The sequence below is a fragment of the Actinophytocola algeriensis genome (assembly GCF_014203735.1).
GTDB lineage: Bacteria > Actinomycetota > Actinomycetes > Mycobacteriales > Pseudonocardiaceae > Actinophytocola > Actinophytocola algeriensis.
Map to the genome: position 1 here is coordinate 411,297 of NZ_JACHJQ010000008.1, position 23,210 is coordinate 434,506.

24 protein-coding genes are annotated in these 23,210 nt (G+C 71.9%); 5 read left to right on the forward strand and 19 right to left on the reverse strand.

Going from position 1 to position 23,210, the window contains the following annotated elements; genetic code table 11:
* Positions 1-2: 2 nt before the first annotated feature.
* The 3 genes from FHR82_RS35505 to FHR82_RS35515 form a co-directional block, all read right to left on the reverse strand.
* The gene (locus FHR82_RS35505) at positions 3-347 is read right to left on the reverse strand and encodes an effector-associated domain 2-containing protein (protein ID WP_311771428.1); all 345 of its coding nucleotides are present in this window, start codon (positions 345-347) and stop codon (positions 3-5) included.
* Positions 348-533: 186 nt separating this feature from the next.
* Positions 534-1,952 (reverse strand): rifampin monooxygenase, encoded by a 1,419-nt coding sequence (gene rox, locus FHR82_RS35510; RefSeq protein ID WP_184814980.1) that lies wholly within the window; start codon positions 1,950-1,952, stop codon positions 534-536.
* 360 nt (positions 1,953-2,312) lie between these two features.
* Entirely contained in the window at positions 2,313-3,053 is a 741-nt protein-coding gene (locus FHR82_RS35515) for an SDR family NAD(P)-dependent oxidoreductase (protein WP_184814981.1), read from the reverse strand.
* A gap of 104 nt (positions 3,054-3,157) precedes the next feature.
* Between FHR82_RS35515 and FHR82_RS35520 the strand changes: the two genes are divergently transcribed.
* Entirely contained in the window at positions 3,158-3,766 is a 609-nt protein-coding gene (locus FHR82_RS35520; protein WP_184815099.1) for a TetR/AcrR family transcriptional regulator, read from the forward strand.
* Between the two features lie 3 nt (positions 3,767-3,769).
* Here the strand turns inward: FHR82_RS35520 and FHR82_RS35525 are convergent, their stop codons facing one another.
* From FHR82_RS35525 to FHR82_RS47745, 5 genes are all read right to left on the reverse strand, one after another.
* On the reverse strand, positions 3,770-4,660 hold the full coding sequence (locus FHR82_RS35525) for a patatin-like phospholipase family protein (RefSeq protein WP_184814982.1): 891 nt from the start codon (positions 4,658-4,660) through the stop codon (positions 3,770-3,772).
* A gap of 24 nt (positions 4,661-4,684) precedes the next feature.
* Entirely contained in the window at positions 4,685-5,770 is a 1,086-nt protein-coding gene (locus FHR82_RS35530) for an ABC transporter permease (protein WP_184814983.1), read from the reverse strand.
* Positions 5,770-6,660 (reverse strand): ABC transporter ATP-binding protein, encoded by an 891-nt coding sequence (locus tag FHR82_RS35535; RefSeq protein WP_184814984.1) that lies wholly within the window; start codon positions 6,658-6,660, stop codon positions 5,770-5,772. Before FHR82_RS35535 ends, FHR82_RS35530 begins: the two co-directional genes overlap by 1 nt.
* 72 nt (positions 6,661-6,732) lie before the next feature.
* Positions 6,733-7,398 (reverse strand): response regulator, encoded by a 666-nt coding sequence (locus FHR82_RS35540; RefSeq protein WP_184814985.1) that lies wholly within the window; start codon positions 7,396-7,398, stop codon positions 6,733-6,735.
* Positions 7,395-8,861 carry a histidine kinase gene (locus FHR82_RS47745; protein ID WP_311771429.1) on the reverse strand — a complete coding sequence of 489 codons (1,467 nt, stop codon included), beginning with the start codon at positions 8,859-8,861 and terminating at the stop codon, positions 7,395-7,397. Before FHR82_RS47745 ends, FHR82_RS35540 begins: the two co-directional genes overlap by 4 nt.
* A gap of 165 nt (positions 8,862-9,026) precedes the next feature.
* On the opposite strand from FHR82_RS47745, the gene FHR82_RS35555 reads away from it, so the two are divergent.
* Complete coding sequence (locus tag FHR82_RS35555; protein ID WP_184814986.1) at positions 9,027-11,045, forward strand: cellulose binding domain-containing protein; 2,019 nt, start codon at positions 9,027-9,029, stop codon at positions 11,043-11,045.
* A 109-nt stretch (positions 11,046-11,154) separates the two neighbouring features.
* A complete protein-coding gene (locus FHR82_RS35560) occupies positions 11,155-11,730 on the forward strand; it encodes an AfsR/SARP family transcriptional regulator (protein WP_184814987.1) in 576 nt (191 codons plus the stop codon).
* On the opposite strand, the gene FHR82_RS35565 is transcribed toward FHR82_RS35560, so the two are convergent.
* Complete coding sequence (locus FHR82_RS35565; RefSeq protein WP_184814988.1) at positions 11,720-12,658, reverse strand: helix-turn-helix domain-containing protein; 939 nt, start codon at positions 12,656-12,658, stop codon at positions 11,720-11,722. The two genes, FHR82_RS35560 and FHR82_RS35565, sit on opposite strands and share 11 nt — an antisense overlap.
* 5 nt (positions 12,659-12,663) lie before the next feature.
* On the opposite strand from FHR82_RS35565, the gene FHR82_RS35570 reads away from it, so the two are divergent.
* Positions 12,664-13,281, forward strand: a complete 618-nt coding sequence (locus FHR82_RS35570; RefSeq protein ID WP_184814989.1) for a WD40/YVTN/BNR-like repeat-containing protein — start codon at positions 12,664-12,666, stop codon at positions 13,279-13,281.
* Here FHR82_RS35570 and FHR82_RS35575 read toward each other — a convergent pair.
* Both FHR82_RS35575 and FHR82_RS35580 read right to left on the reverse strand, forming a co-directional pair.
* A complete protein-coding gene (locus FHR82_RS35575; protein WP_311771430.1) occupies positions 13,232-14,053 on the reverse strand; it encodes an SGNH/GDSL hydrolase family protein in 822 nt (273 codons plus the stop codon). The two genes, FHR82_RS35570 and FHR82_RS35575, sit on opposite strands and share 50 nt — an antisense overlap.
* Positions 14,046-15,230, reverse strand: coding sequence for a metal-dependent hydrolase family protein (locus FHR82_RS35580; RefSeq protein WP_184814990.1), 1,185 nt, complete (start codon positions 15,228-15,230; stop codon positions 14,046-14,048). Before FHR82_RS35580 ends, FHR82_RS35575 begins: the two co-directional genes overlap by 8 nt.
* Before the next feature lie 153 nt (positions 15,231-15,383).
* Here FHR82_RS35580 and FHR82_RS35585 point away from each other — a divergent pair, with 153 nt between their 5' ends.
* Positions 15,384-16,085, forward strand: coding sequence for a lysophospholipid acyltransferase family protein (locus FHR82_RS35585; protein WP_184815102.1), 702 nt, complete (start codon positions 15,384-15,386; stop codon positions 16,083-16,085).
* A gap of 60 nt (positions 16,086-16,145) precedes the next feature.
* Here the strand turns inward: FHR82_RS35585 and FHR82_RS35590 are convergent, their stop codons facing one another.
* The 8 genes from FHR82_RS35590 to FHR82_RS35625 form a co-directional block, all read right to left on the reverse strand.
* Positions 16,146-16,802 (reverse strand): GntR family transcriptional regulator, encoded by a 657-nt coding sequence (locus tag FHR82_RS35590; RefSeq protein WP_184814991.1) that lies wholly within the window; start codon positions 16,800-16,802, stop codon positions 16,146-16,148.
* Positions 16,799-17,800, reverse strand: a complete 1,002-nt coding sequence (locus FHR82_RS35595; RefSeq protein ID WP_184814992.1) for a proline racemase family protein — start codon at positions 17,798-17,800, stop codon at positions 16,799-16,801. Before FHR82_RS35595 ends, FHR82_RS35590 begins: the two co-directional genes overlap by 4 nt.
* Entirely contained in the window at positions 17,800-18,687 is an 888-nt protein-coding gene (locus FHR82_RS35600; protein WP_184814993.1) for a dihydrodipicolinate synthase family protein, read from the reverse strand. The genes FHR82_RS35595 and FHR82_RS35600 overlap by 1 nt, the downstream gene beginning before the upstream one ends.
* Positions 18,684-19,985: an FAD/NAD(P)-dependent oxidoreductase gene (locus FHR82_RS47750; RefSeq protein ID WP_311771431.1), complete on the reverse strand. Its 1,302-nt coding sequence runs from the start codon at positions 19,983-19,985 to the stop codon at positions 18,684-18,686. The genes FHR82_RS35600 and FHR82_RS47750 overlap by 4 nt, the downstream gene beginning before the upstream one ends.
* Positions 19,966-20,235 carry a (2Fe-2S)-binding protein gene (locus FHR82_RS35610; RefSeq protein ID WP_184814994.1) on the reverse strand — a complete coding sequence of 90 codons (270 nt, stop codon included), beginning with the start codon at positions 20,233-20,235 and terminating at the stop codon, positions 19,966-19,968. Before FHR82_RS35610 ends, FHR82_RS47750 begins: the two co-directional genes overlap by 20 nt.
* Entirely contained in the window at positions 20,232-21,374 is a 1,143-nt protein-coding gene (locus FHR82_RS35615; RefSeq protein ID WP_311771432.1) for an NAD(P)/FAD-dependent oxidoreductase, read from the reverse strand. Before FHR82_RS35615 ends, FHR82_RS35610 begins: the two co-directional genes overlap by 4 nt.
* 155 nt (positions 21,375-21,529) lie before the next feature.
* Positions 21,530-22,354, reverse strand: coding sequence for a carbohydrate ABC transporter permease (locus tag FHR82_RS35620; protein ID WP_184814995.1), 825 nt, complete (start codon positions 22,352-22,354; stop codon positions 21,530-21,532).
* Positions 22,351-23,208, reverse strand: a complete 858-nt coding sequence (locus FHR82_RS35625) for a carbohydrate ABC transporter permease (protein WP_184814996.1) — start codon at positions 23,206-23,208, stop codon at positions 22,351-22,353. The genes FHR82_RS35620 and FHR82_RS35625 overlap by 4 nt, the downstream gene beginning before the upstream one ends.
* Positions 23,209-23,210 lie beyond the last annotated feature (2 nt).

The window sequence follows — 23,210 nt, forward strand, 5'->3', positions numbered from 1 at the left end:
CATCACGATCCCGCGATGAACCGTGCGACCTCCAGCATGGGGGCAGAGCCGTCGTCGAGTTCACCCAGCACGTCGAGCAACGCGGCCAAGCCGCCCGGGCGGCGGTTCAGCACCTCGACGATGTTGACCAGGTGCTGCTGGATCCGCGGACTCTCCTTGATGGACAGTCCGCCGAGCCGGTCGGACAGCAGGCGGACGACGAAGTTGCGGTCGTGCTGGGTCGCCATGGCAGGAAGCTTCTGCAACGCGCGAACGAGAGGCCACAGGGAGCCACCCGCGCTGCTCGCCGCCGGGCGTGCGACGGCCGCCGCACGACGCGAGTTCTCCTCGATGTCCGCGCGGATCACCCGTCGCGGACCCAGATCCCGGTGTCCGGCCTGCTGTGGTCACCACGGCCGTCGAACACCGCGCAGTTGACGAGGACCAGGTCCCCCACCATGCACCTCCTCGTGGTCTGAGGACCAGTAAACATGGTGCTGCCGCCCGCCACGTCGTGGCGGGCGGCAGGTCCTGCGAGGACGGTCAGCGGCGCGCTAGGCGCCGAACCACCGGGGCAGGTGGGCGAGCAGGTCCTGCTGGTCGTCGCCGGCCCACGCCACGTGCCCGTCCGGCCGCAGCAGCACCGCGGGCACCTCCAGCTCCTCGCTGACGTCGACGACGTGGTCGACGCGGTCCGCCCAGCCCGCGACCGAGAGCCCACCGGTCTGGTCGAGCAACAGCCCGCGGCCACCGTGCATCCGCTCGTAGAGACGGCCCTCCTTCAGCCGCACGTCCCGCAGCCGCCTGCCGAGCAGCTCGTGGCCCTCCCCGAAGTCGTACCGGACCGCGGTCGCGGTGATCTTCTCGGCCATGAACCGGCGCACGTTCTCGAAGTCCATCAGCTCCGACAGCAGCCGGCGCACCGCCTGCGGTCCCGGTTCGAGGGACATCAGCTCCGCCTGTGCCCTGGTGTTGTCGAGCACGTCGGCGGCCACCGGCCGCCGTTCGGTTCCGTAGCTGTCGAGCAGGTCCCCTGGTGCCCAGCCGTTGACGGCGGCGGCCAGCTTCCAGCCCAGGTTGAACGCGTCCTGGAGGCCGAGGTTGAGCCCCTGGCCGCCCAGCGGCGGGTGGACGTGCGCCGCGTCGCCCGCCAGCAGCACCCGGCCGGCGCGGTACCGCTCCGCCAGCCGGGTGGCGTCGCCGAAGCGGGAGAGCCAGCGCGGTGAGTGCGCGCCGAAGTCGGTGCCCGCGGCCGCCACCATCGCCTGCTTCAGCTCGTCCAGTGTCGGCGTGCCGCCACGTTCCCCTGAGACCCCGCCCGCGGGCGCGACGGTGCGGTACACCCCGTCCCCGACCGGCCCGGCGCCGAACCCGAGGTTCGTCTTACGGACCTCGGCCGTCACCGCCGCGATCTCCTCCGCCGGTGCCGTCATCGCCACCTCGCCCAGCAGCCACTCGGTCGTGGCCGGCTCGCCGGGGAAGCCGACGCCGAGCGCCTTGCGCACCGTGCTGCGGCCGCCGTCGCAGCCGACGAGCCAGCGCGCACGCAGGTGCGTGCCGTCGGCCAGCTCGGCGGTCACCCCGTCCTCGTCCTGGCTCAGCCCGGTCAGCGCGCAACCGTGCCGGACCTCGACGCCGACCTCGGCGGCGCGCTCGCGCAGCACGCGCTCGACCACGGTCTGCGGCATGCCGAGGATGTACGCGTGGTTGCTGTCCAGCCGCAGCGGCGCCGGCTTGACGATGCCCGCGAAGGATCCCCCGACCGGGTACTGCGTGCCGAGCGGGAGCAACCGGTCCAGCAGCCCGCGCTGGTCCATCACCTCGATGCTGCGCACGTGCAGGCCGAGCCCGCGGACGACCTTGGTCGGCTCCGCGTCCTTCTCCAGCACGAGCACGTCCACCCCGTGCAGGCGCAGCTCGGTGGCCAGCATCGTCCCGGTCGGGCCGCCGCCGGCGATGATCACGTCTGTCATGTACTCCCCTGTTCGCACGTCACGATCCCCATTTCCCCTGGTAGGGGCATCGGGCCGGGGAATTGTCGTGCATGACCCGGGGCTTGCCGCAAGCCCCGGGGTGCGCTATAAGTTGGAAGTGGCAGGGAGTGGTCGTCGTCCCTGCCTTTGTTGTGCGCACAGTTGTCCCCCGGTCCTCAGCCCTTCAGCCAGACCGCGGCGCACTCCTCGATCCAGGACGCCAGGTCCGGCACGCCGTCGGTCGTCACCACGACTCGTTCCCGATGACGGAGATGTCGGCCGGGTCGGCGAACCACGGTGTGTGCCGGACGAAGTGCTCCCAGTCGCGCATGCCGCGATCCTGCCAGCGCCGCCCCTCGCTCAGGCGTTGGTGCCGCCGTCGACGGTGATGCTCGTGCCGTTGACGAAGCGCCCGCCGGGGCCCGCGAGGAACGCGACCGTGTTCGCGATGTCGGCGGCTTCGCCGTAGTGGCCCAGCGGGAGCAGCCCGCGCTGGTGGTCCGCGCCCTCCCCGTCGGCCGGGTTCATGTCCGTGTCGGTGGACCCGGGGTGCACGACGTTCGCGGTGATGCCGCGGGGGCCGAGGTCGCGGGCGAGGCCCTTGGTGAAGCCGTTCAGCGCGGACTTGCTCATCGCGTACAGCGCGACCCCGGGGAACGGCACGTGCTCGGCGAGGTTGCTGCCGATGGACACGATCCGGCCGCCCTCGGTCATGTGCCGGACGGCCGCCTGGCTCGCGACGAAGACCGCGCGGGTGTGGATCGCGAGCGTGCGGTCGACCTCCTCGAGCGTGACGTCGTCGATCAGGCCGTACGGGAAGACGCCCGCGTTGTTGACCAGGATGTCGAACCGGCCGAACTCGGCCGCGGTCCGCTCGACGGACCGCACCACCGCGTCGGCGTCGGTGTTGTCGGCCCCGATCGCCAGTGCGCGGCCGCCGTGGTCGGCGATCTTCTCGACCACCTCGTCCGCGTGGTCCTTCGCGGTGACGTAGGTGATCGCCACGTCGGCCCCCAGCTCCGCGAGCCGCAGGGCGACGGCCGCCCCGATCCCCCGGCTGCCACCGGTCACGAGCGCGGCCCTGCCTGCCAGTTCTGGCATCGTTCCTCATTTCTGTGCTGATTGATACATAAATACCGTGCCCGGCGTACGCTACGGGTGTCAAGGTTTTTTGTGTCACTCGATACAGAAATGGATGGCTCGTGATGGCCGGCCGGGGCAGACCACGCACCTTCGACCGCGCGGCGGCGCTGCGCGACGCCATGACGGTGTTCTGGGAGCACGGCTACGAGGGCGCGGCGATGGCCGACCTCACCGGGGCCATGGGCATCAACTCCCCCAGCCTCTACGCCGCGTTCGGCTCGAAGGAGGAGCTGTTCCGCGAGGCGGTCGCCCTCTACGAGCAGACCGAGGGCGCCGCGGCCATGGCGGCACTGGCCACCGGCCCCACCGCCAGGGCCGCGATCGCGGGCGCCCTGCACGCGAACGCCGTCGCCTACACCGAACCGGACAACCCGCGTGGCTGCATGATCGTCCTGGCGGCCACGACGTACACCGAACGCAGCGAGCAGGTCCGCGACCACCTGGCCGGGCTCCGCAGGGGCATGGAACGCCTCTTCCAGGACCGGGTCGACCGCGGCATCGCCGACGGCGACGTGCCCGCGGGGGTCGACGCGGCTGGGGTCGCCGCCTTCTACAACGCGGTCATGGAGGGCATGTCGGTGCAGGCCCGCGACGGCGCGAGCCGGGCCGCGCTGATCGCGGTCGCGAAGCGCGCCGACGCCGCGTGGGACGTGGTCACGGCCGCGGGGTGAGGTTCACCGTCCACGCGGGGCCGTCCCCGGCCGGGCGCGCGGGCCACCTTCGGCAGGGGTTGAGCCCCACCAGCGGACCGCCGCGGCCGCGGCGGCCGGGGCCTGCGCGAGACCGGCTCGCGCGGCCGGGGTGCGGACGGCCGGGTCGAGCGGGTCACCGGCGAAGATCGCGGCGGCCCGCTCGTCCGGCACGACCACCTCGACGTGCGCGCCGCGCGCGGTCAGCATGGCGACCTGCGGCCCGGTCGACGGGTCCGCGACCGGCGCCACGACCAGGACCCGGTCGTACCCGGCGGCCAGGTCGACGTTGTTGAGCGACCGGACCCCGCCGTCGACGTACCGGCCGCCGCCGATCGTGACCGGTGGCCACACGCCCGGCACCGCGCAGCTGGCGGCGACGGCGTCGACCAGGCCCACCCCGGACGCCCGGTCGAACACGACCGGCTCGCCGGTGATCGCGTCGACGGCGACCACGGCGAGCGGCCGCACGGGCCAGTCGTGCACGGGCAGCCGGGCGGCGATCACGGCCAGCCGTTCCGGTTCGGGCACGGTGTCGGCGGCGAGCGCGAGCCTGCCCTGCTGCCGCCGCAGCTCGGCCGGGTCGGCGGGCTCCTCGGTCGCGGCGGTCAGCTCCTCCCACAGCGCCAGGTGGGACGAGCCGGAGGGCGCGATCTCCCGGTTCTGCCGCGCCGGGTCGACCTGCCTGGCGAGCATGTCGGACACGGGCACGCCGGTCGCGAGCTGTGTCGCGACGACCGACCCGGCCGACGTGCCGAGCACGAAGTCCGCACCCGCCACGTCGACCCCGGCGTCCGCGAACCCGGCGAGCAGACCCGCCTCCCATGCGATGCCTGCGAGCCCGCCACCACCGAGGACCAGCGCACGTGTCGTCATGCCGCGATGATGGCACGCGGCCGGTCAGTCGGCGTGTGCCCAGGCCTTCGTCAGCCTCACCCTGGTGCCGGTCTGCAGCAGCGAACCCGAGTACACCCGGCTCGCCAGCAGGACGATCAGCACGACCGACGCGGCGAGCAAACCCAGTGCCGCCAACGGTTCCCACACCTGCGCCTCGTTCGCGAACAACCGGACGGGCATCGCGATCGCCGCCGAGAAGGGCACATAGGACAGCACGGTCATCACGGTCGCGTTGTCGGAGAAGAACATCACCGCGAAGTACGGGCCCATCACCAGCATCATCACCACGCCGGTCGTGGACCCGAGGTCCTCCTGCCTGCTCACGAGCGAACCCGTGACCGCCCACATCGCGGCCAGCAACACGAAACCCAGGCACAGGAACGGCACGAACCACCCCAGCGCGGGCGCCATGACTTTCAGCAGCTCGGCCTGGCCGCCGATGCCGAGCGCGATCGGCGTGGCCACCGCGACCACCACCACCTGGCCGAGTGTCAGCAGCGCGTGCCCGACGATCTTGCCTGCGAGCAGTGCCCGCACGGGGATCGTCGCGACGAGGATCTCCACGATCCTCGTCTGCTTCTCGGTGACCGTGCTCTGCGCGATCGCGATGCCGCCGACGCCGAACATGAGGAACAGCACGGCGAACACCATGATCACGACCTGCCGCTCCCCCTGCCCGACCGCCGCGGGGTCGAGCAGGTCCACTGGCGGCGCGACGGACAGCTGCGCGACGATGTCGTCGGGTGCGTTGTCGAGAGCCACCACCCGCACGCCGCCCGGCGAGTCGCCGGAGTCGTCCGGCACGATCGCCGCGTCGACCTCCTCGGACCGGACGAGCTCCTCGGCGGCCGCGACGTCGGCGACCTCGCGGACCTCGAGGTCGGCGCCCGCCAGCACCCGCGACACCTCCGGACCGACGGCGGCGACCTTGTCGGGGCCGTTGCCGAACACCGTGGGCAGGATCGAGAACGCGAAGATCCCGGCCACGATGACCCCCAGGCCGATCCAGAACCCCTTGGTGCCGAGGGTCGCCTTGATCTCCCGCTCGGCGACCAGCCGCGTCGCCGACGAGAACGAGCTGCTCGCCATCAGATGACCTCCTTGAAGATCTCGTCGAGGGACGGCACGACCGGGGCGAAGCTGCGGACCTCGCCCCGCCGCAGCGCCGCGGCCAGCACCTGCTGGTCGACGCGGCCGCCGTTCGTGTCGGTCAGGTCGAACACCACGCGGGGTCCGTCGAGGTCGACGATCCGCACGCCGGGGTGGTCCCGCAGCCAGCCGGCGTCGGCGCCGACGACCAGCTGGAACCGCGCCGACCCGTACTGCGCGCGCAGCTCGTCCCGCGCTCCCGCGGCGGCGATCGTGCCGCCGGAGAGGATCACCACGTCGTCGCAGAGGCGTTCGACGACCGCGAGCTGATGGCTCGAGAACAGCACCGGCACCCCGGCGGCGGCCCGCTCACGCAGCACCGCCAGCACGGTCTCGACGGCGATCGGGTCCAAGCCGGAGAAGGGTTCGTCCAGGATCAGCGCGTCCGGCTCGTGCACCAGCGCGGCGGCCACCTGCACGCGCTGCTGGTTGCCGAGCGAGAGCGCCTCCAGCTTGTCGTCCGCGCGTGCGGTCAGCTCCAGCTGCTCCAGCAGGCGGCTCGTGTTCGTGTTCGCCTGCTCCTCGGTCAGCCCGTGCAGCCGGGCGAGCCAGACGATCTGCTCGGCCACCTTCATCTTCGGGTACAGCCCGCGTTCCTCCGGCATGTAGCCGAACCGCTGCCGCACCGGCTGCGTCACCGGCGCCCCGTTCCACGTCACCGACCCGCCCTGCGGCGCGAGCACCCCGAGGATGATCCGCATCGTCGTGGTCTTGCCGGACCCGTTCGCGCCGAGGAACCCGGTCATCCGACCGGGACGAACGTCGAACGACACCCGGTCGAGCACGCGGTGGTCGCCGAAGCTCCGGCTGATGGTCGTCACCTTCAACATGCCACAACGCTAGGGAACCGACCCCCTGCCGCGCGTCCGGCGCACGACCGACCGCCGGGTCCCCCGCGCGGACTACGCGAAGGGCTCGGCCCCGCCCGGCGCGACGATGCCGCGTTCGTACGCGAAGACGACGGCGTGCGTGCGGTCCCGCAGACCGAGCTTGGCCAGCACCCGCGACACGTGCGTCTTCACGGTCGCCTCCCCCAGGTACAGCTCGGCGGCGATCTCGGCGTTGCTCGCGCCCCGGGCGAGCTGGACCAGCACCTCGAACTCGCGGTCGGTCAGCTCCGGTGGCCGGTGCGCCCGGACGGGCGGGGCGGCCGTCGAGAACCGTGCGATGACGCGGCGCGTGACCTCGGGCGACAACAGCCCGTCGCCGCGTGCGACGACGCGGACCGCGTCGACCAGGTCCTCCGGTGAGGCGTTCTTGAGCAGGAACCCGCTCGCCCCGGCCCGCAGCGCCTCGAACAGGTAGTCCTCGCTGTCGAACGTGGTGAGGATGACGACTTTGGTGTCCACGGTGGCGAGGATGCGGCGAGTGGCCTCCAGGCCGTCGACGCCCGGCATCTGCACGTCCATCAGCACCACGTCCGGGTGCAGCCGGGTGGCCAGCTCCACCGCGGCGAGCCCGTCGCCCGCCTCGCCCGCGACCTCGAGGTCGTCCTCCATCCCGAGGATGACCCGGAACCCCGCGCGGACGAGGTCCTGGTCGTCGGCGAGCAGCACCCGCAAGGTCACGTCACACCGTCCTCTGTGGCCGGTCGCGCGCCCACCGGCAGGCTCGCGCGGACCCGGTAGCCGACGTCCCTGCGCGGTCCGGCCTCCAGCTCACCTCCGTGGACCGCGACCCGCTCCCGCATGCCCGCGAGCCCGAAACCGTTGCCGTCGGGCCGGTTCGCCGCACCTCGGCCGTCGTCGGTGACCTCGACCTCCAGTGTGCTGTCGAGGTAGCGGACGCGGACCTCGGCGGTGCGCGCACCCGCGTGCTTGACCACGTTGGTCAGCGCCTCCTGCACGACCCGGTAGGCCGACACCGCCACCCCTTCCGGCACCGGCCTCGGCTCGCCGTACACGCCGTGCCGGACCTCGAGACCCGCCGACCGGGCCGAGGACACCAGCTCAGGCAGCCGGTCCAGTCCTGGCGAGGTCGTGTCCTCCTGCTCGCTGTCCTCGGCACGCAGCACCCCGAGCAGGCCGCGCAGCTCGCCGATGGCGGTCCTGGCGGTCTGCTCGACCGTCCGCAGCGCGGTGCGGGCGAGGCCGGCGTCCTTGTCGAGGGCCCGTCGCGCCGCACCGGCCTGCACACCCATCACCGACACGTGGTGGGCGACCACGTCGTGCAGGTCGCGGGCGATCCGCACGCGTTCGGCGATGATCGCGCCGCGGGTGTTCTGCTCCTGCGACGCGCGCAGCTCTTCGGCCCGCCATTCGAGCTCGGCCCGCCTGCGCGCGGAGAGCCACGCGAGGTTGCCGAACCAGTACGCGGCGGCGAAGAACATCACGTTGAACACGAAGCCGTACAGGATCGACGCGAACATCGGGTCGAGCGGCCCCGCCGCATCGGTGAACTCCGTCGAGTCCGGCCACGGCAGCGACAGGATCATGGAGACCACCATCCAGCCGAACATCACGACGATCACGCCGATGCGCGACCAGCTCGCGATCGTCCGGTTCCGCTCCCACGCGCCCTCGGTGTAGATCGCGAGGAACAGCACGATCGACGGGATGAGGTTGTCGCCGATCTGCCGGACCTGCGCGGCGATGAACAACACGGAGACCACGACCAGCACGGCGAACGGGTACCGGCGCCGCCAGACGAGCGGCACCGGCAGCGCCACGCTCCAGATCAGCTGCTCGGAGAGTCCGGGGGCGGCGCCGAAGATGAACGCGCCCATGCTGTTGATGAGCACGGTCATGCCCAGCGCGCCGACCAGCACCGCGGCCGCGATCCCGATGTCGAGCCGCTGCTGGGCCGGTGTGGGCCCGGGCCGCCGCCACCTGTGCCAGTCCGGTTCCTCCCGCCCCATGCGGGCCAAGGTAGCGCACTCCTCGGGCGGCCACGCAGGTCGCGGTCGCGGGTTGGTGCCCGACCAGCTCGCCAGGAAGCCGAAGGTGGCCGACGCGCCCGGTGCCGGCGCACCGTGCCAGCCGGCGTTCCGCGCGGTCACCGCCGCACCGCTCTGCGTGACGGTCGCTTCCACGCCTGGCCGCCCCACTGGTCCACCACCGTGCATCAGCACTGTCGGTCACCGCCACCTGTTCGGCCCAGCCCCCGATGATCAGGACCGCGTGCGCCCGTTGACAAAACACCGGAACTACCGGAGCCTGGGAGCGCTCCCAGAGACCGCTGTCGACGAGGACGAACCATGAGACGATTCCGCTCTGCCGCGTTGTCGGTGTTCGTTCTCGCCGCCGTGCCGATGGCGGGTCCGCCCGTCGCCGCGGCGGACGCCGACGTGACGGTGGTGGTGAACGCCGGGGCCGGCCTGGAGAAGGTCGACGAGCTGGCCATCGGGGTGAACCACGCGATCTGGGACGCGCAGCTCGGCACCCCGGAGGTCGCGGACCTGATGCGGGACGCTGGCGTGGGGGCCATGCGGTACCCGGGTGGTTCCTACTCCGACATCTACCACTGGCGCGACCACACGGCGCCGGGTGGGTACGTCGCACCGAACACCGACTTCGACCACTTCATGGCGGGCGTGCGGCGCACGGGTGCGAAGGCGATCGTGACGGCGAACTACGGCACCGGCACGCCGCAGGAGGCGGCGGACTGGGTGCGGTACGCGAACGTCGAGAAGGGGTACGGCGTCCGGTACTGGGAGATCGGCAACGAGCTGTACGGCAACGGGCACTACGGCGCGGCGTGGGAGGCCGACGACCACCCCGACAAGAGCCCGGCGCAGTACGCGGCGCTGGTGCGCGACTACGCGCGGGCGATGAAGGCGGTCGACCCGACGATCAAGGTGGGCGCGGTGCTCACCACGCCGGGCGAGTGGCCGGACGGCATCACCGCCGAGGGTGACGCGGGGCCGTGGAACCAGGTCGTGCTGTCGATCGCGGGCCCGGAGATCGACTACGGCATCGTGCACTGGTACCCGACGGGCGAGTCCGGTCCCGAGGTGCTGCCGAAGACCGACCGGATTGCCGACCAGGTCCGGCTGGTGCGCGAGCAGGCGCGCAGGTTCGCGGGCAGGGACATCGGCATCGCGATGACGGAGCTGAACACCCCGTACGGCCGCAACACCCAGCCGGGTGCCCTGTTCGCGGCCGACGCGTACGCGACCCTGATGGCGAACGGCGTGTTCACGGTGGACTGGTGGAACGTCCACAATGGAGTCGAGCGCGCGTCCACGATCGCGGGCCAACCCGACTTCCACGACTTCGGCCTGCTCTCCAGCGGCGGCTGCACCGCGGACGGCACCGTGTGCCAGCCCGCGATGAACACCCCGTTCGCGCCGTACCACGCGTTGTCGATGCTGTCCCGCTTCGCACGGCCCGGTGACCAGCTGGTCGGCGCGAGCACGTCGGACCCGCAGGTGGTGGCCCACGCGGCCCGCCGCACCGACGGCGGCCTCGCGGTGCTGCTGCTCAACCGCGGTGAGGACACGGAGAAGACGGTCGAGCTGGACTACGCGGGTTACTCCCCCGCGGCGGCGGCCCAGGTGCTGACGTACGGCAACGGCGCGACCGCCATCACGACGACCCAGGGGGCGGCGGACGCGGTGACCCTCCCGCCGTACTCCCTGACGACGCTGCTGCTGCGCCCGTCCGCACCGTCGACACTGCCAACGACCCCGGGCCGTCCGGTGGCCACGGCGGTGACCGACCGCTCGGCGACCCTGACGTGGCCCGCGACGACCCCGGGCGTGAAGTACGAGGTACACCGCCAGTTCGGCACGACCAGCGAGGCGTGGGGCGAGACCACGGGCACGACGTTCACCGCCCGCAACCTGACACCCAGCACGCGCTACACGGTCAACGTGGTGGCGAGGGACGGCGCGGGCCGCGTGTCGTGGGCCTCTCCCCCGCTGACGTTCCAGACCACGAGCCCGGCGACGTCCACGTGCCAGGTCAGGTATGCCGAGACCACCAACTGGGGCAACGGTTTCGTGGCGGACGTGGCCATCACGAACACGGGCACGCGGCCGATCGACTCGTGGACGCTCACGTTCACCTGGCCCACCACGTGGCAACACGCGGACAGCGGCTGGAACGCGACCTGGTCACAGTCGGGCACCACGGTCACGGCGACGAACGTGGACGGCAACCGCCTCCTGGCCCCCGGCGCGTCGACGACGGCGGGTTTCGTCGGCTCCTACCAGGGCCCGGACGTGCAGCCGACATCGTTCACCCTCAACGGGATCCGCTGCTCCACCACTTAGTGCCGTGTCCACCGACGTTTGCCGGGGCCTACAGCGGTCCGGCCAAGACGACGTGACGCCGTACCGGGATGGGGCTGGTATGCCGTGAAAGCGCCTTTCACGGCACAACGTGGCGCGCACGCTGTGGCCGGAGGCCACGACGACGCGCGCCAACGCCAACCTCCGGTCCTCGCTGTGGCGCGCGCTGCGCACGGAACCGGGCATCATCAACGCGTCGACGCAGGAAATGGCCCTGGCGACGGACATCCACGTCGACATCCACCACGCGATCACCTGCGCGCACCGGCTGCTGGACAAGTTTTCGGCGTGCGAGGACATCCTGACCCGTCAGACGCGGGAACACCTGTCCGCGGACCTTCTGCCGGAATGGTCCGAAAACGAGTGGGTGCTGCTGGAACAGGAGCAGTACCACCAGCTCCGGCTGTACGCCCTGGAGGCGATGGCCCGCAGGCTCACCGTGGTCGGCCGCCACGGCGAGGCCGTCGCGGCGGGCCTGGCGGCCGTGCAGGCCGAGCCGTTGCGGGAAAGCGCGCACCGCGTGTTGATCGACGCCCACCTGGCGGCGGGCAACCGCGCGGAGGCCCAGCACCAGTTCGACCAGTGCCGCCGCGTCCTGCTGGACGAACTTGGCCTGGAACCCCCGGACACACTGCGGGATCTGCTGACGCAGACGATCACCCGGTGACCCGCCCGGGAACGAGGCCTCGTCGTTCGGCGAGAACGCCTGCCTGGAAACGGGTTCTGGCGCCCAGTGACGCGGACAGTTCGCTGGTGCGGCGGTGCACGGTGCGCAGGCTGATGCCGAGCTGGCGGGCGATGGCCTCGTCCTTCAACCCCGCGGACAGCAACGACAGCAGCCGGTCGTCCTGGCCGTCACCCGTCGGTGGCAGCACGGGTTCGGCCACCTGCCACAGCAGGTCGAACAGCTTCACGAGGGCGTCGAGCAGTGTGGGTGCGTAGACCACGAGGGCGCTGTCGATCATGCCGCTGGTCTGGCCGGTGAACGGGAGGATCGCCGTGGTGTGGTCGGCGATCGCGAGTTTGAGCGGCACGTCCGCGTAGAGCCGCGCCTCCTCACCGCTCACCATCGCCTCGTGCAGCAGCGCGAGTGCGCCCGGCACCTCGAGTGCCTCCGGTGCGTAGATGCCGCGCACCCGCACCCCGCGCGACAACAAGGTGTGCTCGGCCGAGTTGGGCTGTTGCGGGTCCTGCGCGTACGGCGGCCGGTCGAGCACCCGCAGCTCCGCGGTGGCGGCCTGCTGCAGCTGGAGGAACTGCGCCGCGACCGCCTCCTTGCCGAACACGATGCGCAGCTGGTCCTCCGGCCGGTGCTCGGCGGGCAGCTCCGACGCGAGTGCCGCCGCGGCGCGGCGGATGGCGGCGACCTCGGTTTCGCGGCGGGCCACGAGCAGGTCGACGGCGGTGTCCGGCGGGGTGGCGACGAGGCGGGCGGGCCGGCCGGGGAGCCTGCTGACCAGACCGAGTGACTCCAGGGTGCTCGTCGCGGCGCGGATCGAGCGGGGGCCGCGGCCCGCGGTGGCCGCCAGCTCGGTGACGGTCTGCCTGGGGTTACGCAGGAGAACGCGGTAGACGCTCTCCGCGTCCGGGGGCACGCCAAGTGGTGCTGGGTGACGGCACGGTCCGCGACTCCTACGACGCCGGCGCCTCGTTCCACACGACGGGTCAGCCTCCCGCGGCCGACCTGTGGGTGTACAGCGCGGCGATCGACCCCGCGAACCTGAACCACATCGCGGTCGGCACGATGGGTGAGGGCGTCTACACGACCTGGCTCGGTGGCCGGCTGTGGACGCGGGCGACGCTCGGCAAACCGGGTGAGCGGGTGAACGCGTTCTCGGTCGCGGTGTCGCCGGCGAACCCGTTCGTGGTGTGGGCGCAGGGCATCAACCAGGCGGAGAACGACGCGCACGTGCCGTCGGAGGGCAGGCACATCTACCGGTCAACGGACGGCGGCCGCACGTTCGACGTCGCGGTCGACCACGTGCCGGGCGAGGTCACGCTGGTCAACGGTGCGCTGCTGGCGCCGCACCCGGCCGACGCCGGTGTCCTGTACTTCGTGTTCGGCACGTCGTTCGCGAACTACGGCACGGACCTGTTCCGGTTCGACGCGCGCCGCGACTCGCTGTCGGTCCAGCACAACGGCCACGACGGCATCGAGTCGATCTCGTTCAACCCGCGGGACCCGGCGGTGATGTATCTGGGCTTCGCGGCGGAGTGAGCCCGACCGTCGCGTCGACGGGCACCCATGCCGGGTGCTTGCCCGCGCGGTCGTCGCCGGAGGAGCGGCCGCGGATCCGGCGGTTCAGCCACGGGAGCACGTGCTCGCGGTAGTAGCGGGCCTCGGCGAGCACGCCGCGGCGGCCGTTCGGCGATGGCGCCACGGCGTGTGCGGTGACCGGGTACCCGAGGGCGGCGAGCACCCGGGACGCGACGCGGCGGTGGCCGTCACCGCCCAGGTGCAGGCGGTCCGCGGACCAGTAGCCGGGTCCGCGGATCTCCTGGTCGTTGAACATGTCGACGAACACCAGGTCGTGGCGGGCGGCCAGCTCGGCGACGGCCACGGTCAGCTCGGTGCCTCGGCGGTGGATCATGTGGCCGAACGGCAGCCGGGCGGACGGGTCGGCGCCGCTGAGCAGGACCAGCCGCACACCGGCGTCGGCGCAGCGCTGGACGACGCGCTCGGTGAGCCGCACGAGCCGGTCCAGGTCGATACCGGCGCGCATCATGTCGTTGCCGCCGCCGTTGAACGAGAGCAGCGTCGGCGGCGGCGTCATGGCGAGCGCCGTGTCCAGCTGGGTGGTGGCGATGGGTTCGATCAGCCTGCCGCGGACGGCGAGGTTGGCGTAGTGCACGGTCTCGCCGGTCGCACTCGCGAGCCCGGACGCCACCAGGTCGGCCCAGCCCCGTGAACTACCGTCGGGCAGGTCGTCGCCGACGCCCTCGGTGAAGCTGTCCCCGATCGCCACGTACCGCATGCCCGCGTCACTCACCGACCACGACCCCGGCCTGGACGACGGTCCGGCGCGGCCCCCACAGCACGGCGGGCTCGGTGAACGGGTCGCCGTCGACGATCACCAGGTCGGCGACGGCGCCGACCTGGACGCGGCCGAGGTCGGGCCTGCCGATGAGGTCGGCGTTGACGGACGTGGCCGAGCGCAGCGCGTTCAGCACCCCGTCGATCTCGGACTGCAGGCGCAGGCCGTTGAGCTGCTCGTCGTCGAGGTCGCCCATCAGGTCGGTGCCGAAGCCGATCGCGACTCCGGCGGCGCGGGCCAGCTCGATGGCGTTGGCGCCCGCGTGGAGCACCTCGAGGTTCTTCTCCTGGCTGACGGGGGCGAGCCCGTTGTCCGCGCCGCGCCGGGAGATCGCGTCGTAGGTGGCGAGGGTGGGCACGAGGAAGGCGCCGCGGGAGGCCATGAGGGCGGCGGTCTCGGCGTCCATGAGGTTGCCGTGCTCGATCGAGCGGACGCCGTTCTCGACGGAGTGCCGGATCGCCTCGGCCGAGTAGGCGTGGGCGGCGACGTAGCTGCCGCGCCTGGCCGCCTCGTCGGTGACGGCGCGGATCTCCTCGGCCGAGTACTGGGGGATCCGGATCGGGTCGGCGAGCGACATCACCCCGCCGGAGGTCATCATCTTGATCGCGTGGGCACCGCGCCGGAACCGGTCGCGGGCGGCGGCCCGCACGGCGTCGACACCGTCGACGACCTCGACCATGTGGACGTGGCAGCCGCACACGTCACTGTCGACTCCGCGTGCGTCCCCGTGTCCGCCGGTCTGGCTGAGGGCGGCGCCGGTGTAGAGGTAGCGGGGTGCGGGGATCGTGCCCTCGGCGATGGCCCGCGCGATGCCGGGGTCTCCACCGGCGACGTCGCGGACGGTGGTGAACCCGCGCGCCAACGCGGCCTTCAGCCGCCGGGCCCCGGTGAGCGCGAGGTAGCTGAGCGGGGCGCCCTCGATGGAGAGCAGGTCGAGCGAGACGCCGTAGGCGTGGCAGTGCGCGTCGATCAGTCCGGGTAGGACGGTCCCGCCACGGGCGTCGAGCACCCGGTCGGCCGCGCCGGACCCGCCGATGGCCGAGATGCGGCCGTCTTCGACGAGCACCGGCCCGTCGACCAGCTCGGCCGACTCCCCGTCGAACACCGCCGCGTTGATGATGGCGAGACTCACGCGCTGCTCCCTCTCCTCCGTGACCTTGAGCACCGTACCCAGGCGAAACCGGAACCGGTCGGGTGGCTCGATCGTTCCCCCCAAAACGGACACGTGTGGAAATGGGGCACAGTGGAGCTTGTCTACCCGCCGGTGATCGCCGCCTGCAAGACCATGTTCCGGGTCCTGGACCTGAAGCTGGACGTGCGTGGCGCAGAGCACATCCCGGCGTCCGGCGGGGCCGTGCTCGCCTGCACGCACGTCAGCTACCTGGACTTCATCTTCTGTGGCCTGGCCGGCCTGCCCTCGGGCCGCAAGACCAGGTTCATGGCGAAGGAGCAGATCTTCCGCAACCGGATCGCGGGCCCGCTGATGCGTGGCATGCGCCACATCTCGGTGGACCGGGCGGCGGGCCAGGCCTCGTACCAGGAGGCGGTCGCGAAGCTCAGGGCGGGCGAGGTCGTCGGTGTCTTCCCGGAGGCGACGATCAGCAGGTCGTTCACGGTGAAGCCGATCAAGACGGGCGCGGTCCGCATGGCCGAGGAGGCAGGCGTCCCGGTCATCCCGATGACGGTGTGGGGCAGCCAGCGCCTGTGGACCAAGGGCAGGCCGAAGAACCTCACGCAGCGGCACGTCCCCGTCCTGATCCGGGCGGGCGACCCGTTCCACCCGGGCAAGGACGACGACCTGGAGGCACTGACAGCCGACCTCCGCGAGCGGATGAGCGCCCTGCTGGACCAGGCACAGGCCGACTACCCGGAGAAGCCGGCCACGAAGGAGTTCTGGCTCCCGGCGCACCTGGGCGGCAGCGCCCCGACGCCGGAAGAAGCAGCGGCCCTCGACGAGCGCCCCAGGGGCAGCAAGCCCACGACGTAGGGGATCGACCCGCGGGCCATCCGGGGCCCTGTCCGTCCGGCGCGGGCAGGGGCCCTCGGCTCACTCTGCCCAGATGCCCCGCACATGCCGGATGTGGCGATCCATCAACCGTTCCGCCCCGTCGACGTCACCAGCCTCGATGAGGTCCAGCAGCGCCGCGTGTTCACGGGCGGAAGGCACCAGCTCCCCCTGGTCGGCCAGCTTCCGCAGCCCGTAGATCCGCGACCGGGACCGCAGCGACCGCACCGTCTCCACCAGGTGGGAGTTGCCGCCCACGGCGAGCAACCGAAGGTGGAACTCCATGTCGGCGGCGACGTGAGTGATGAGGTCCCCCGCCGCGGCGGCCTCCTCGATGGTCGCGGCGAGGGGACGCAACGACTCGAGCACCGACGGGGCGACCCCGGCAGCGGTGATCCGGGCAACGGTGGGCACCTCGATCAACGCCCGCAGCTCACTCAGCTCGTCGAGGTCCTTCGACGAGACCGAGGTGACCCGGAACCCCTTGTTCCGCACCGAATCCACGAGTCCCTCACTCGCCAGGTCCAGCATCGCCTCCCGGACCGGGGTGGCGGACACCCCGAACTGGGCGGCCAGGCTGGGCGCCGAGTACACCACCCCGGGCCGCAACTCGCCGGAGATCACCGCGGCCCGCAGGGTCTGCGTGATCTCCTCCCGCAGGTTCCGCCGAACACCCAGCGCGGCAAAGGAATCAGTCACAACTGGAACCCCTGGGGAAATGGGTCGTCGGGATCGAGGAAGTACTGCGCGGTACCGGTGATCCACGCCCGTCCGGTGATCTCGGGCACCACGGCGGGCACGTCGCCGACCGACGTCGAAGCGACGAGCCGCCCGGTGAAACGCGTGCCGATGAACGACTCGTTGCGGAACTCGGTGTCCAGTGGCAGCTCACCACGAGCGTGCAGCTGCGCCATCCGGGCGCTGGTCCCGGTCCCGCAGGGTGACCGGTCGAACCACCCGGGATGAATGGCCATGGCGTGCCGGGAATGCCGGGCGTCGGAGCCGGGCGCGGCGAGGTAGACGTGGTGGCACCCGGCGATCGAAGGGTCCACCGGGTGCACGGGTCGATCAGAGGAGTTGATGGCGTCCATGATGGACAGTCCGGCGGCGAGCAACCGTGGCCCCTCCTCCCGGGAGAACGGCAGCCCGAGCTGCTCCACCCCGAGGATGGCGTAGAAGTTCCCGCCGAACGCCATGTCGTAGCGCACCGGGCCGAACCCGGGCACGGGGACCTCACGGTCCAGCCCCACCGAGAACGACGGCACGTTGCGGATGGTCACCGACCGCGCGACCCCGTCGGACACCGCCACGTCGGCCACGACCAACCCGGCCGGGGTGTCGAGCCGGACGGTGGTGACCGGCTCGGCAACGGGCACCATCCCGGTCTCCACCAGCACGGTCGCGACTCCGATGGTGCCGTGCCCGCACATCGGCAGGCACCCGGACACCTCGATGAACACCACGCCCCAGTCGGCGTCCTCGCGGGCGGGCGGCTGCAGGATCGCGCCGCTCATCGCGGAGTGTCCACGCGGCTCGTACATCAGCAACTGCCGGACGTGGTCGAGGTGCGCCATGAAGTACTCGCGCCGCGCGGACATCGTGTCCCCGGGAATCACCCCGACCCCACCGGTGATCACCCGGGTCGGCATCCCCTCGGTGTGCGAGTCGACCGCGTGGAAGACACGTTTCGCACGCATCAGGACAGTCCCTCGGCCAGTGCGCGCTCCGTCGCCTGCCGCACCGCCGCCTCGTGTTCGGGGGTCAACGGCACCCTCGGCTGGCGGCACGGGCCTCCGTAGCGCCCCACGATGTCCATGCTCAGCTTGATCGCCTGCACGAACTCGACCCGGGAATCCCATCGCAGCAACGGGTGCAGCACCCGGTAGAGCGGCAGCGCGGTGGCGAGGTCGCTCTCGGCGGCCGCCTGCCAGAACTCGACGGTGGACTTCGGCAGCGAGTTGGGGAACCCGGCGATCCACCCCGGCGACCCCGCGACGGCCAGTTCGAGGGCGACATCGTCCGCGCCGCACAGCACGTCAAGTCCGGGTGCCAGCTCAGCGATCCGGTAGGGCCGCCGCACGTCCCCGGTGAACTCCTTGACCCCGACGATCAACCCTTCCTGGTACAGCTCCGCGAGCAACTCGGGCACGAGGTCGATCTTGGTGTCGATCGGGTTGTTGTACGCGACGACGGGCACGCCGGCCTTGGCGACCTCGCGGTAGTGCGCGAGCACGGCGCGCTCGTCGCCACGGTAGGCGTTGGGCGGCAACGACATCACCGCGGGACACCCGGCTTCGGCCGCCTGCTCGGCCCACCGCCGCGACTCGGCCGAACCGTACGCGCCGGTGCCGGGCATCACCGTGAACCCGTCGGGTGCGGCCTCGACCGCCGTGCGCACCACCCTGGCACGCTCCTCGACGGTCAGCGTCGGGTACTCCCCCAGCGACCCGTTGGGCGTGACACCGTGGCACCCGTTGGCGGCCAGCCACGCCACGTGCTCGGCGAAACGGTCGAAGTCGACCTCCCCTCGGTCGGTCATCGGCAGCGCGGTCGCCACCAGAACTCCGTGCCAGGGCTTGCTCATGCGTCCTCCACACCTTCCGCGAGATTCCCGAGAGTCACCGGCGCCGCGATGGGCCGCGCCGCCAGCCCACGCAGATCGGCCGCGGTCACCGGCCGCCCACACGCCTCCGCGACCAGACACGCGGTCGCGTACCCGCACACCCGCCCCTGGCAGAGCCCCATCCCCGGCCGGGCGAGCAGCTTGACACCGCGCGGATCGGTGGCGCCGAGGTCCACGACGGACTCCCGGACCTCCCGCACCGTGACCTCCTCGCAGCGGCACACGATCGTGTCGTCGGCCGGCCGGCCGGCGCCGACCCGGTAGGTGTCGTGCATGGCGGCCGCGAACGCCCGCAGCGCGGCCCGCTTCCGCAGCAGCGACCGCCGGGGGCGCGCCCCGGCGGCGTGTGCCCCGGCGATCGCACCCTCCACGACGGACAGTTGAGCGCCACCGACCCCGCACACCTCACCGGCCAGGTAGACACCGGGCACCGAGGCGCGCTGCCACTCGTCAGCCGTGGCGACGAGGCTGCCGTCGGCGTCGAGCCGGGTGTCGCACCCGAGCTGGAGCGGCAGCTCCAGCTGCGGGGTGAACCCGTACCCGACCGCGACCGCGTCGCACTCGATCTCCCGCTCGGACACGGGCCGCCGGTTCCGGTCGAGCCGGGCGACGGTGACAGCGTGCACCCGGTCGTCACCGTGCGCGGCGACCACTGCGGTCCTGGTGTGGAACGGGATCCGGTGCCCGTGCAGTGCCCTGAGGTACCGGGCGCCTTCGACGAGCTTGCCGGGGTTGCGGGCCACGGCCAGGGGGTGGCGGGCGAACCCGAGAGGGGAGCCGGCTTCGAAAACGCCGGTGACACGGTGGCGGAGCGCGGCGGCGACGGGCAGCAGGAAGGGCCCGGTACCGGCGACGACGACCCGGTCCCCGACGGGCACGCCGTGGCCCTTGAGCATCGCCTGCGCGCCGCCCGCGGTGAACACGCCGGGCAGGGTCCAGCCGGGGAACGGGAGCTGCCGGTCGTACGCGCCGGTCGCGACGATCACGGTGCGGGCGCGGACCTCACCGGCGGTGGTGTGGAGGACGAAACCGTCTGCTTCCACTTCGACGTGCCAGACCGCGTGACCGGCCAGGATGTCCTGCCGCAGGGACGCGGGGATCGGGTTGTGCCCGTCCCGGTGCCGCCAGTACTGCCCTCCTGGCCGACCGGCGGAGTCGAGGAGCGCGACCCGCGCACCGCGACCGCGCGCGGCGGCGGCCGCCGCGAGCCCGGCAGGACCGGCCCCGATCACGGCGATGTCAGCAGGCGAGGTGGTCACGACCGGCCCCCTCCTGGGACGACACCACGTCACCGTCGCGGACCTCGGTCAGGCAGGCCCGCAGACCGGGGCGCCCGTTGACGACGACCAGGCAGTCGAAGCAGACACCGATGCCGCAGAACAGGCCGCGGGGCGCACCGCCGTGCCGGGTGGTCCGCCACGAGCGGTACCCGGCCGCGAGCAGGGCGGCACCGACACTCTGCCCGGGCTCCGCCGTGACCTCTTCGCCGTCGAAGGAGAACGTGGTCATGCCGCGAACCTCTCCGGCCGGAACGGCGCCAGGTCGAGGTCCGGTGTGGCGCCGGTCAGGGTCTGAGCGATGAGGTGCCCGGTCGCGGCGGACAGGCCGATGCCGGCGCCTTCGTGGCCGCACGCGTGGACCAGGCCCGGCACGCGCGGGTCGGGGCCGATCACCGGCAGGTGGTCCGGGCAGTACGGCCGGAACCCGAGGTAGGTCCGCAGCAGTGTCACGTCGGCGAGGAACGGGAACAACCCGATGGCCTGGGCGGCGAGTTCGCGGATCACCGGCAGCGACATGCGCCGGTCGAACCCGACCCGTTCCCGGCTCGCTCCGATGAGGACGGTCCCGGCGCGCGTGCCCTCGACCACGACCGAGGTCTCGAGCCCGGCGTCGTCGCTGGCGACGCCTGCCACGTAGTCGGCGGTGTACACCTTGTGCCGGATGACCCTCGGCAGCGGCTCGGTGACCAGCACGAACCCCTTCCTGGGCAGTACCGGCAACGGCGCCCCGGCGAGGTCGGCGACCTCGCCGCCCCAGGTTCCGGCGGCGTTGACGACCCATCCGGCGGCGCGGTCCCCGGAGCCGGCGCGGACACCGGTGACCGCGCCGTCCCGGCCGAACAGGAACCCGCGCACCTCGGTGCCGGTGTGGACGGTCGCGCCGAGGTCGCGTGCGGCACGCAGCAGTGCCGCAGCGGCGAGCATGGGCTGGACCTGCATGTCCTGCGGGTAGTGCGCGCCGCCGGTCACGTCGCGGGTGAGGTTGGGTTCCAGGGCGGGCAGGTCGCCCGCGGTCACGTCCACGGCGTCGACGCCGCACGCGCGCTGCCGCCCGGTGAGGTCCGCGAGCCCGGCCAGCGCCGGGGCCGACCTGGCGACGACGACGCCGCCCTTGTGCTCCAGTTCGAGCCGGTCCGCGCCGATCCGCTCCCCCAGGATTCGCCACCGCCGCACGGACAGCAGCGCGAGGTCCAGTTCGGGCCCGGGTTCCTTGTCGGAGACCAGGATGTTGCCCTCGCCGCCGCTGGTGGTGCCCGTCGCGACGCCGCCGCGGTCCAGCACGGTGACCCGCAGCCCGGCGGCGGCGCAGTGGTACGCGCAGGCGGCGCCGACCATCCCGGCGCCGATCACCAGCACGTCCACCGCCACCTCAGTAGTATGTCACATGGCACTGGGTTAGCGAGAGCAACGAACTATGACCACCGGACCGCGTGGTCGGTTAGCGTCCGTCCGCGCGCACGGTGGTCGGCACCGTCACCCCTGCAGGTGGCCTCGTGCGACCGACGGCGACGGCCACCGTGCGCTCACCCCTTCACCGCGCCCGCGGTCAGCCCGGCGACGATGCGGCGGTTGGCCACCAGGAACATGAGCAGCGGCGGCACGGTGATCAGCAGGATGTCCATGAACAGCAGGTTGTACTGCGTGGCGTACTGGCTGGAGAAGTTGTAGAGGGTCAGCTGCACGGTCGCGTTCTGCTCGCCGGGCAGGAAGTACAGCGGGTTGACGAAGTCGTTGAAGATCACCACCGACTGCACGACGATCACCGTCACCGCCACCGAGCGCAGCAGCGGGAAGATCACCTGGAAGAACACCCGCAGCGGGCCGGCGCCGTCGATCACCGCGGACTCGTCGAGCTCCCGCGGCACGGTCGCGAGGAAGTTGCGGAAGAGCAGGATGGAGAAGGACAGCCCGAACGCGACCTCGACGAGGATCAGCCCGGCCATCGTGCGGAACAGCCCGACGCCCTGCAGCACCCAGATGGTGGGCACCACGGCGGGCGGGATGATCAGCCCGGCGAGCACGAGGAAGTTGACCAGCCCGGTCCACCGGGTTCTCCTGCGCTGCAGCACGAACGCCACCATCGCGGCCAGGATCACGAGCACGGTCACGCTGCCGACGGTCAGGATCGTGCTGTTGATGAACGCGATGACCAGCATGTAGTCGCGGGCGGTGACGACCTCGACGAGGTTTTCCACGAACCGGAACTGGTCGGGCCACGAGAAGTCCAGCTCGGCGGCGCCGCGCGGGTCCTTCACCGCCTGCAGCACGATGAACGCGAACGGCACGACGAACACGACGACCGACACCAGGACGGCCGCCGACCCGAGGAACCAGCCGCGCCGCCTCACAGCTCCACCTCCTTGCGGCCGAGCCAGCGCGACAGCGGCAGCACGATCGCGGTCACGAGCACGAACAGGACGACGTTGCCCGCGGTCGACAGGCCGTAGAACCCGGCCTGGTACTGCTTGTAGATCACCGATGCGATGACGTCCGAGGTGAAGCCCGGCCCGCCTCTGGTCATGGCCCAGATGAGGTCGAAGGACCGCAGCCCGCCGATGAGCGACAGGATGATCACCGTGGTGGTGGCCGGCATGGACAACGGCAGCAGGATGTGCCGGAACGTCGCCCACCGGCCCGCACCGTCCACTCTGGCCGCTTCGAGGTACTCGCGGGGGATGGACACGAGGCCGGCGATGTAGATGACGGTGGCGAGCCCGACGCCCTTCCACACGTCGACGAGCGCGACGGACAGCAGCGCGTAGGACGGGTCGGTCAGCCACGCCGGGCCCTGGACGCCGAGTGCCGCGAGCGCGTCGTTGATCAGCCCGTTGCTGGGGTGCATGAGGATCGTGAACGTCAGCCCGACGCCGATGGTGCTGACCAGCACGGGGAAGAACACCGCGGAGCGCAGGAAGCCGCGGGCGATGATGTTCGAGGTCAGCAGGATCGCGATGGGCAGGCCGAGCACGACCTTCAGCCCGGAGGTGACGACGGCGTAGATCAGCGTGTTGGTGAGCCCCTGCACCAGTGCGGGCTCGCCGAAGAACGTCACGAAGTTCTCGACGCCGATGAACTCCTGGTCGAACAGGGTCCACCTGGTGAGGGCGAAGTAGAACGACGCGAACGTCGGCACCAGGAACAGCGTCCCGTAGACGACCGCGGCGGGCAGGTAGAACCAGTGCGGGTAGGGCGAGCGGGTCATGT

What these genes read in the sequence shown, in the direction of transcription:
- FHR82_RS35530 (WP_184814983.1), bottom strand. Translation starts at nt 5,770, where the DNA reads ATGGCGAGCAGCTCGTTCTCGTCGGCGACGCGGCTGGTCGCCGAGCGG.
- FHR82_RS35535 (WP_184814984.1), bottom strand. Translation starts at nt 6,660, where the DNA reads ATGTTGAAGGTGACGACCATCAGCCGGAGCTTCGGCGACCACCGCGTG.
- FHR82_RS35515 (WP_184814981.1), bottom strand. Translation starts at nt 3,053, where the DNA reads ATGCCAGAACTGGCAGGCAGGGCCGCGCTCGTGACCGGTGGCAGCCGG.
- FHR82_RS35625 (WP_184814996.1), bottom strand. Translation starts at nt 23,208, where the DNA reads ATGACCCGCTCGCCCTACCCGCACTGGTTCTACCTGCCCGCCGCGGTC.
- FHR82_RS35595 (WP_184814992.1), bottom strand. Translation starts at nt 17,800, where the DNA reads ATGCGTGCGAAACGTGTCTTCCACGCGGTCGACTCGCACACCGAGGGG.
- FHR82_RS35520 (WP_184815099.1), top strand. Translation starts at nt 3,158, where the DNA reads ATGGCCGGCCGGGGCAGACCACGCACCTTCGACCGCGCGGCGGCGCTG.
- FHR82_RS35525 (WP_184814982.1), bottom strand. Translation starts at nt 4,660, where the DNA reads ATGACGACACGTGCGCTGGTCCTCGGTGGTGGCGGGCTCGCAGGCATC.
- FHR82_RS35600 (WP_184814993.1), bottom strand. Translation starts at nt 18,687, where the DNA reads ATGAGCAAGCCCTGGCACGGAGTTCTGGTGGCGACCGCGCTGCCGATG.
- FHR82_RS35585 (WP_184815102.1), top strand. Translation starts at nt 15,384, where the DNA reads ATGTTCCGGGTCCTGGACCTGAAGCTGGACGTGCGTGGCGCAGAGCAC.
- FHR82_RS35610 (WP_184814994.1), bottom strand. Translation starts at nt 20,235, where the DNA reads ATGACCACGTTCTCCTTCGACGGCGAAGAGGTCACGGCGGAGCCCGGG.
- FHR82_RS35555 (WP_184814986.1), top strand. Translation starts at nt 9,027, where the DNA reads ATGAGACGATTCCGCTCTGCCGCGTTGTCGGTGTTCGTTCTCGCCGCC.
- rox (WP_184814980.1), bottom strand. Translation starts at nt 1,952, where the DNA reads ATGACAGACGTGATCATCGCCGGCGGCGGCCCGACCGGGACGATGCTG.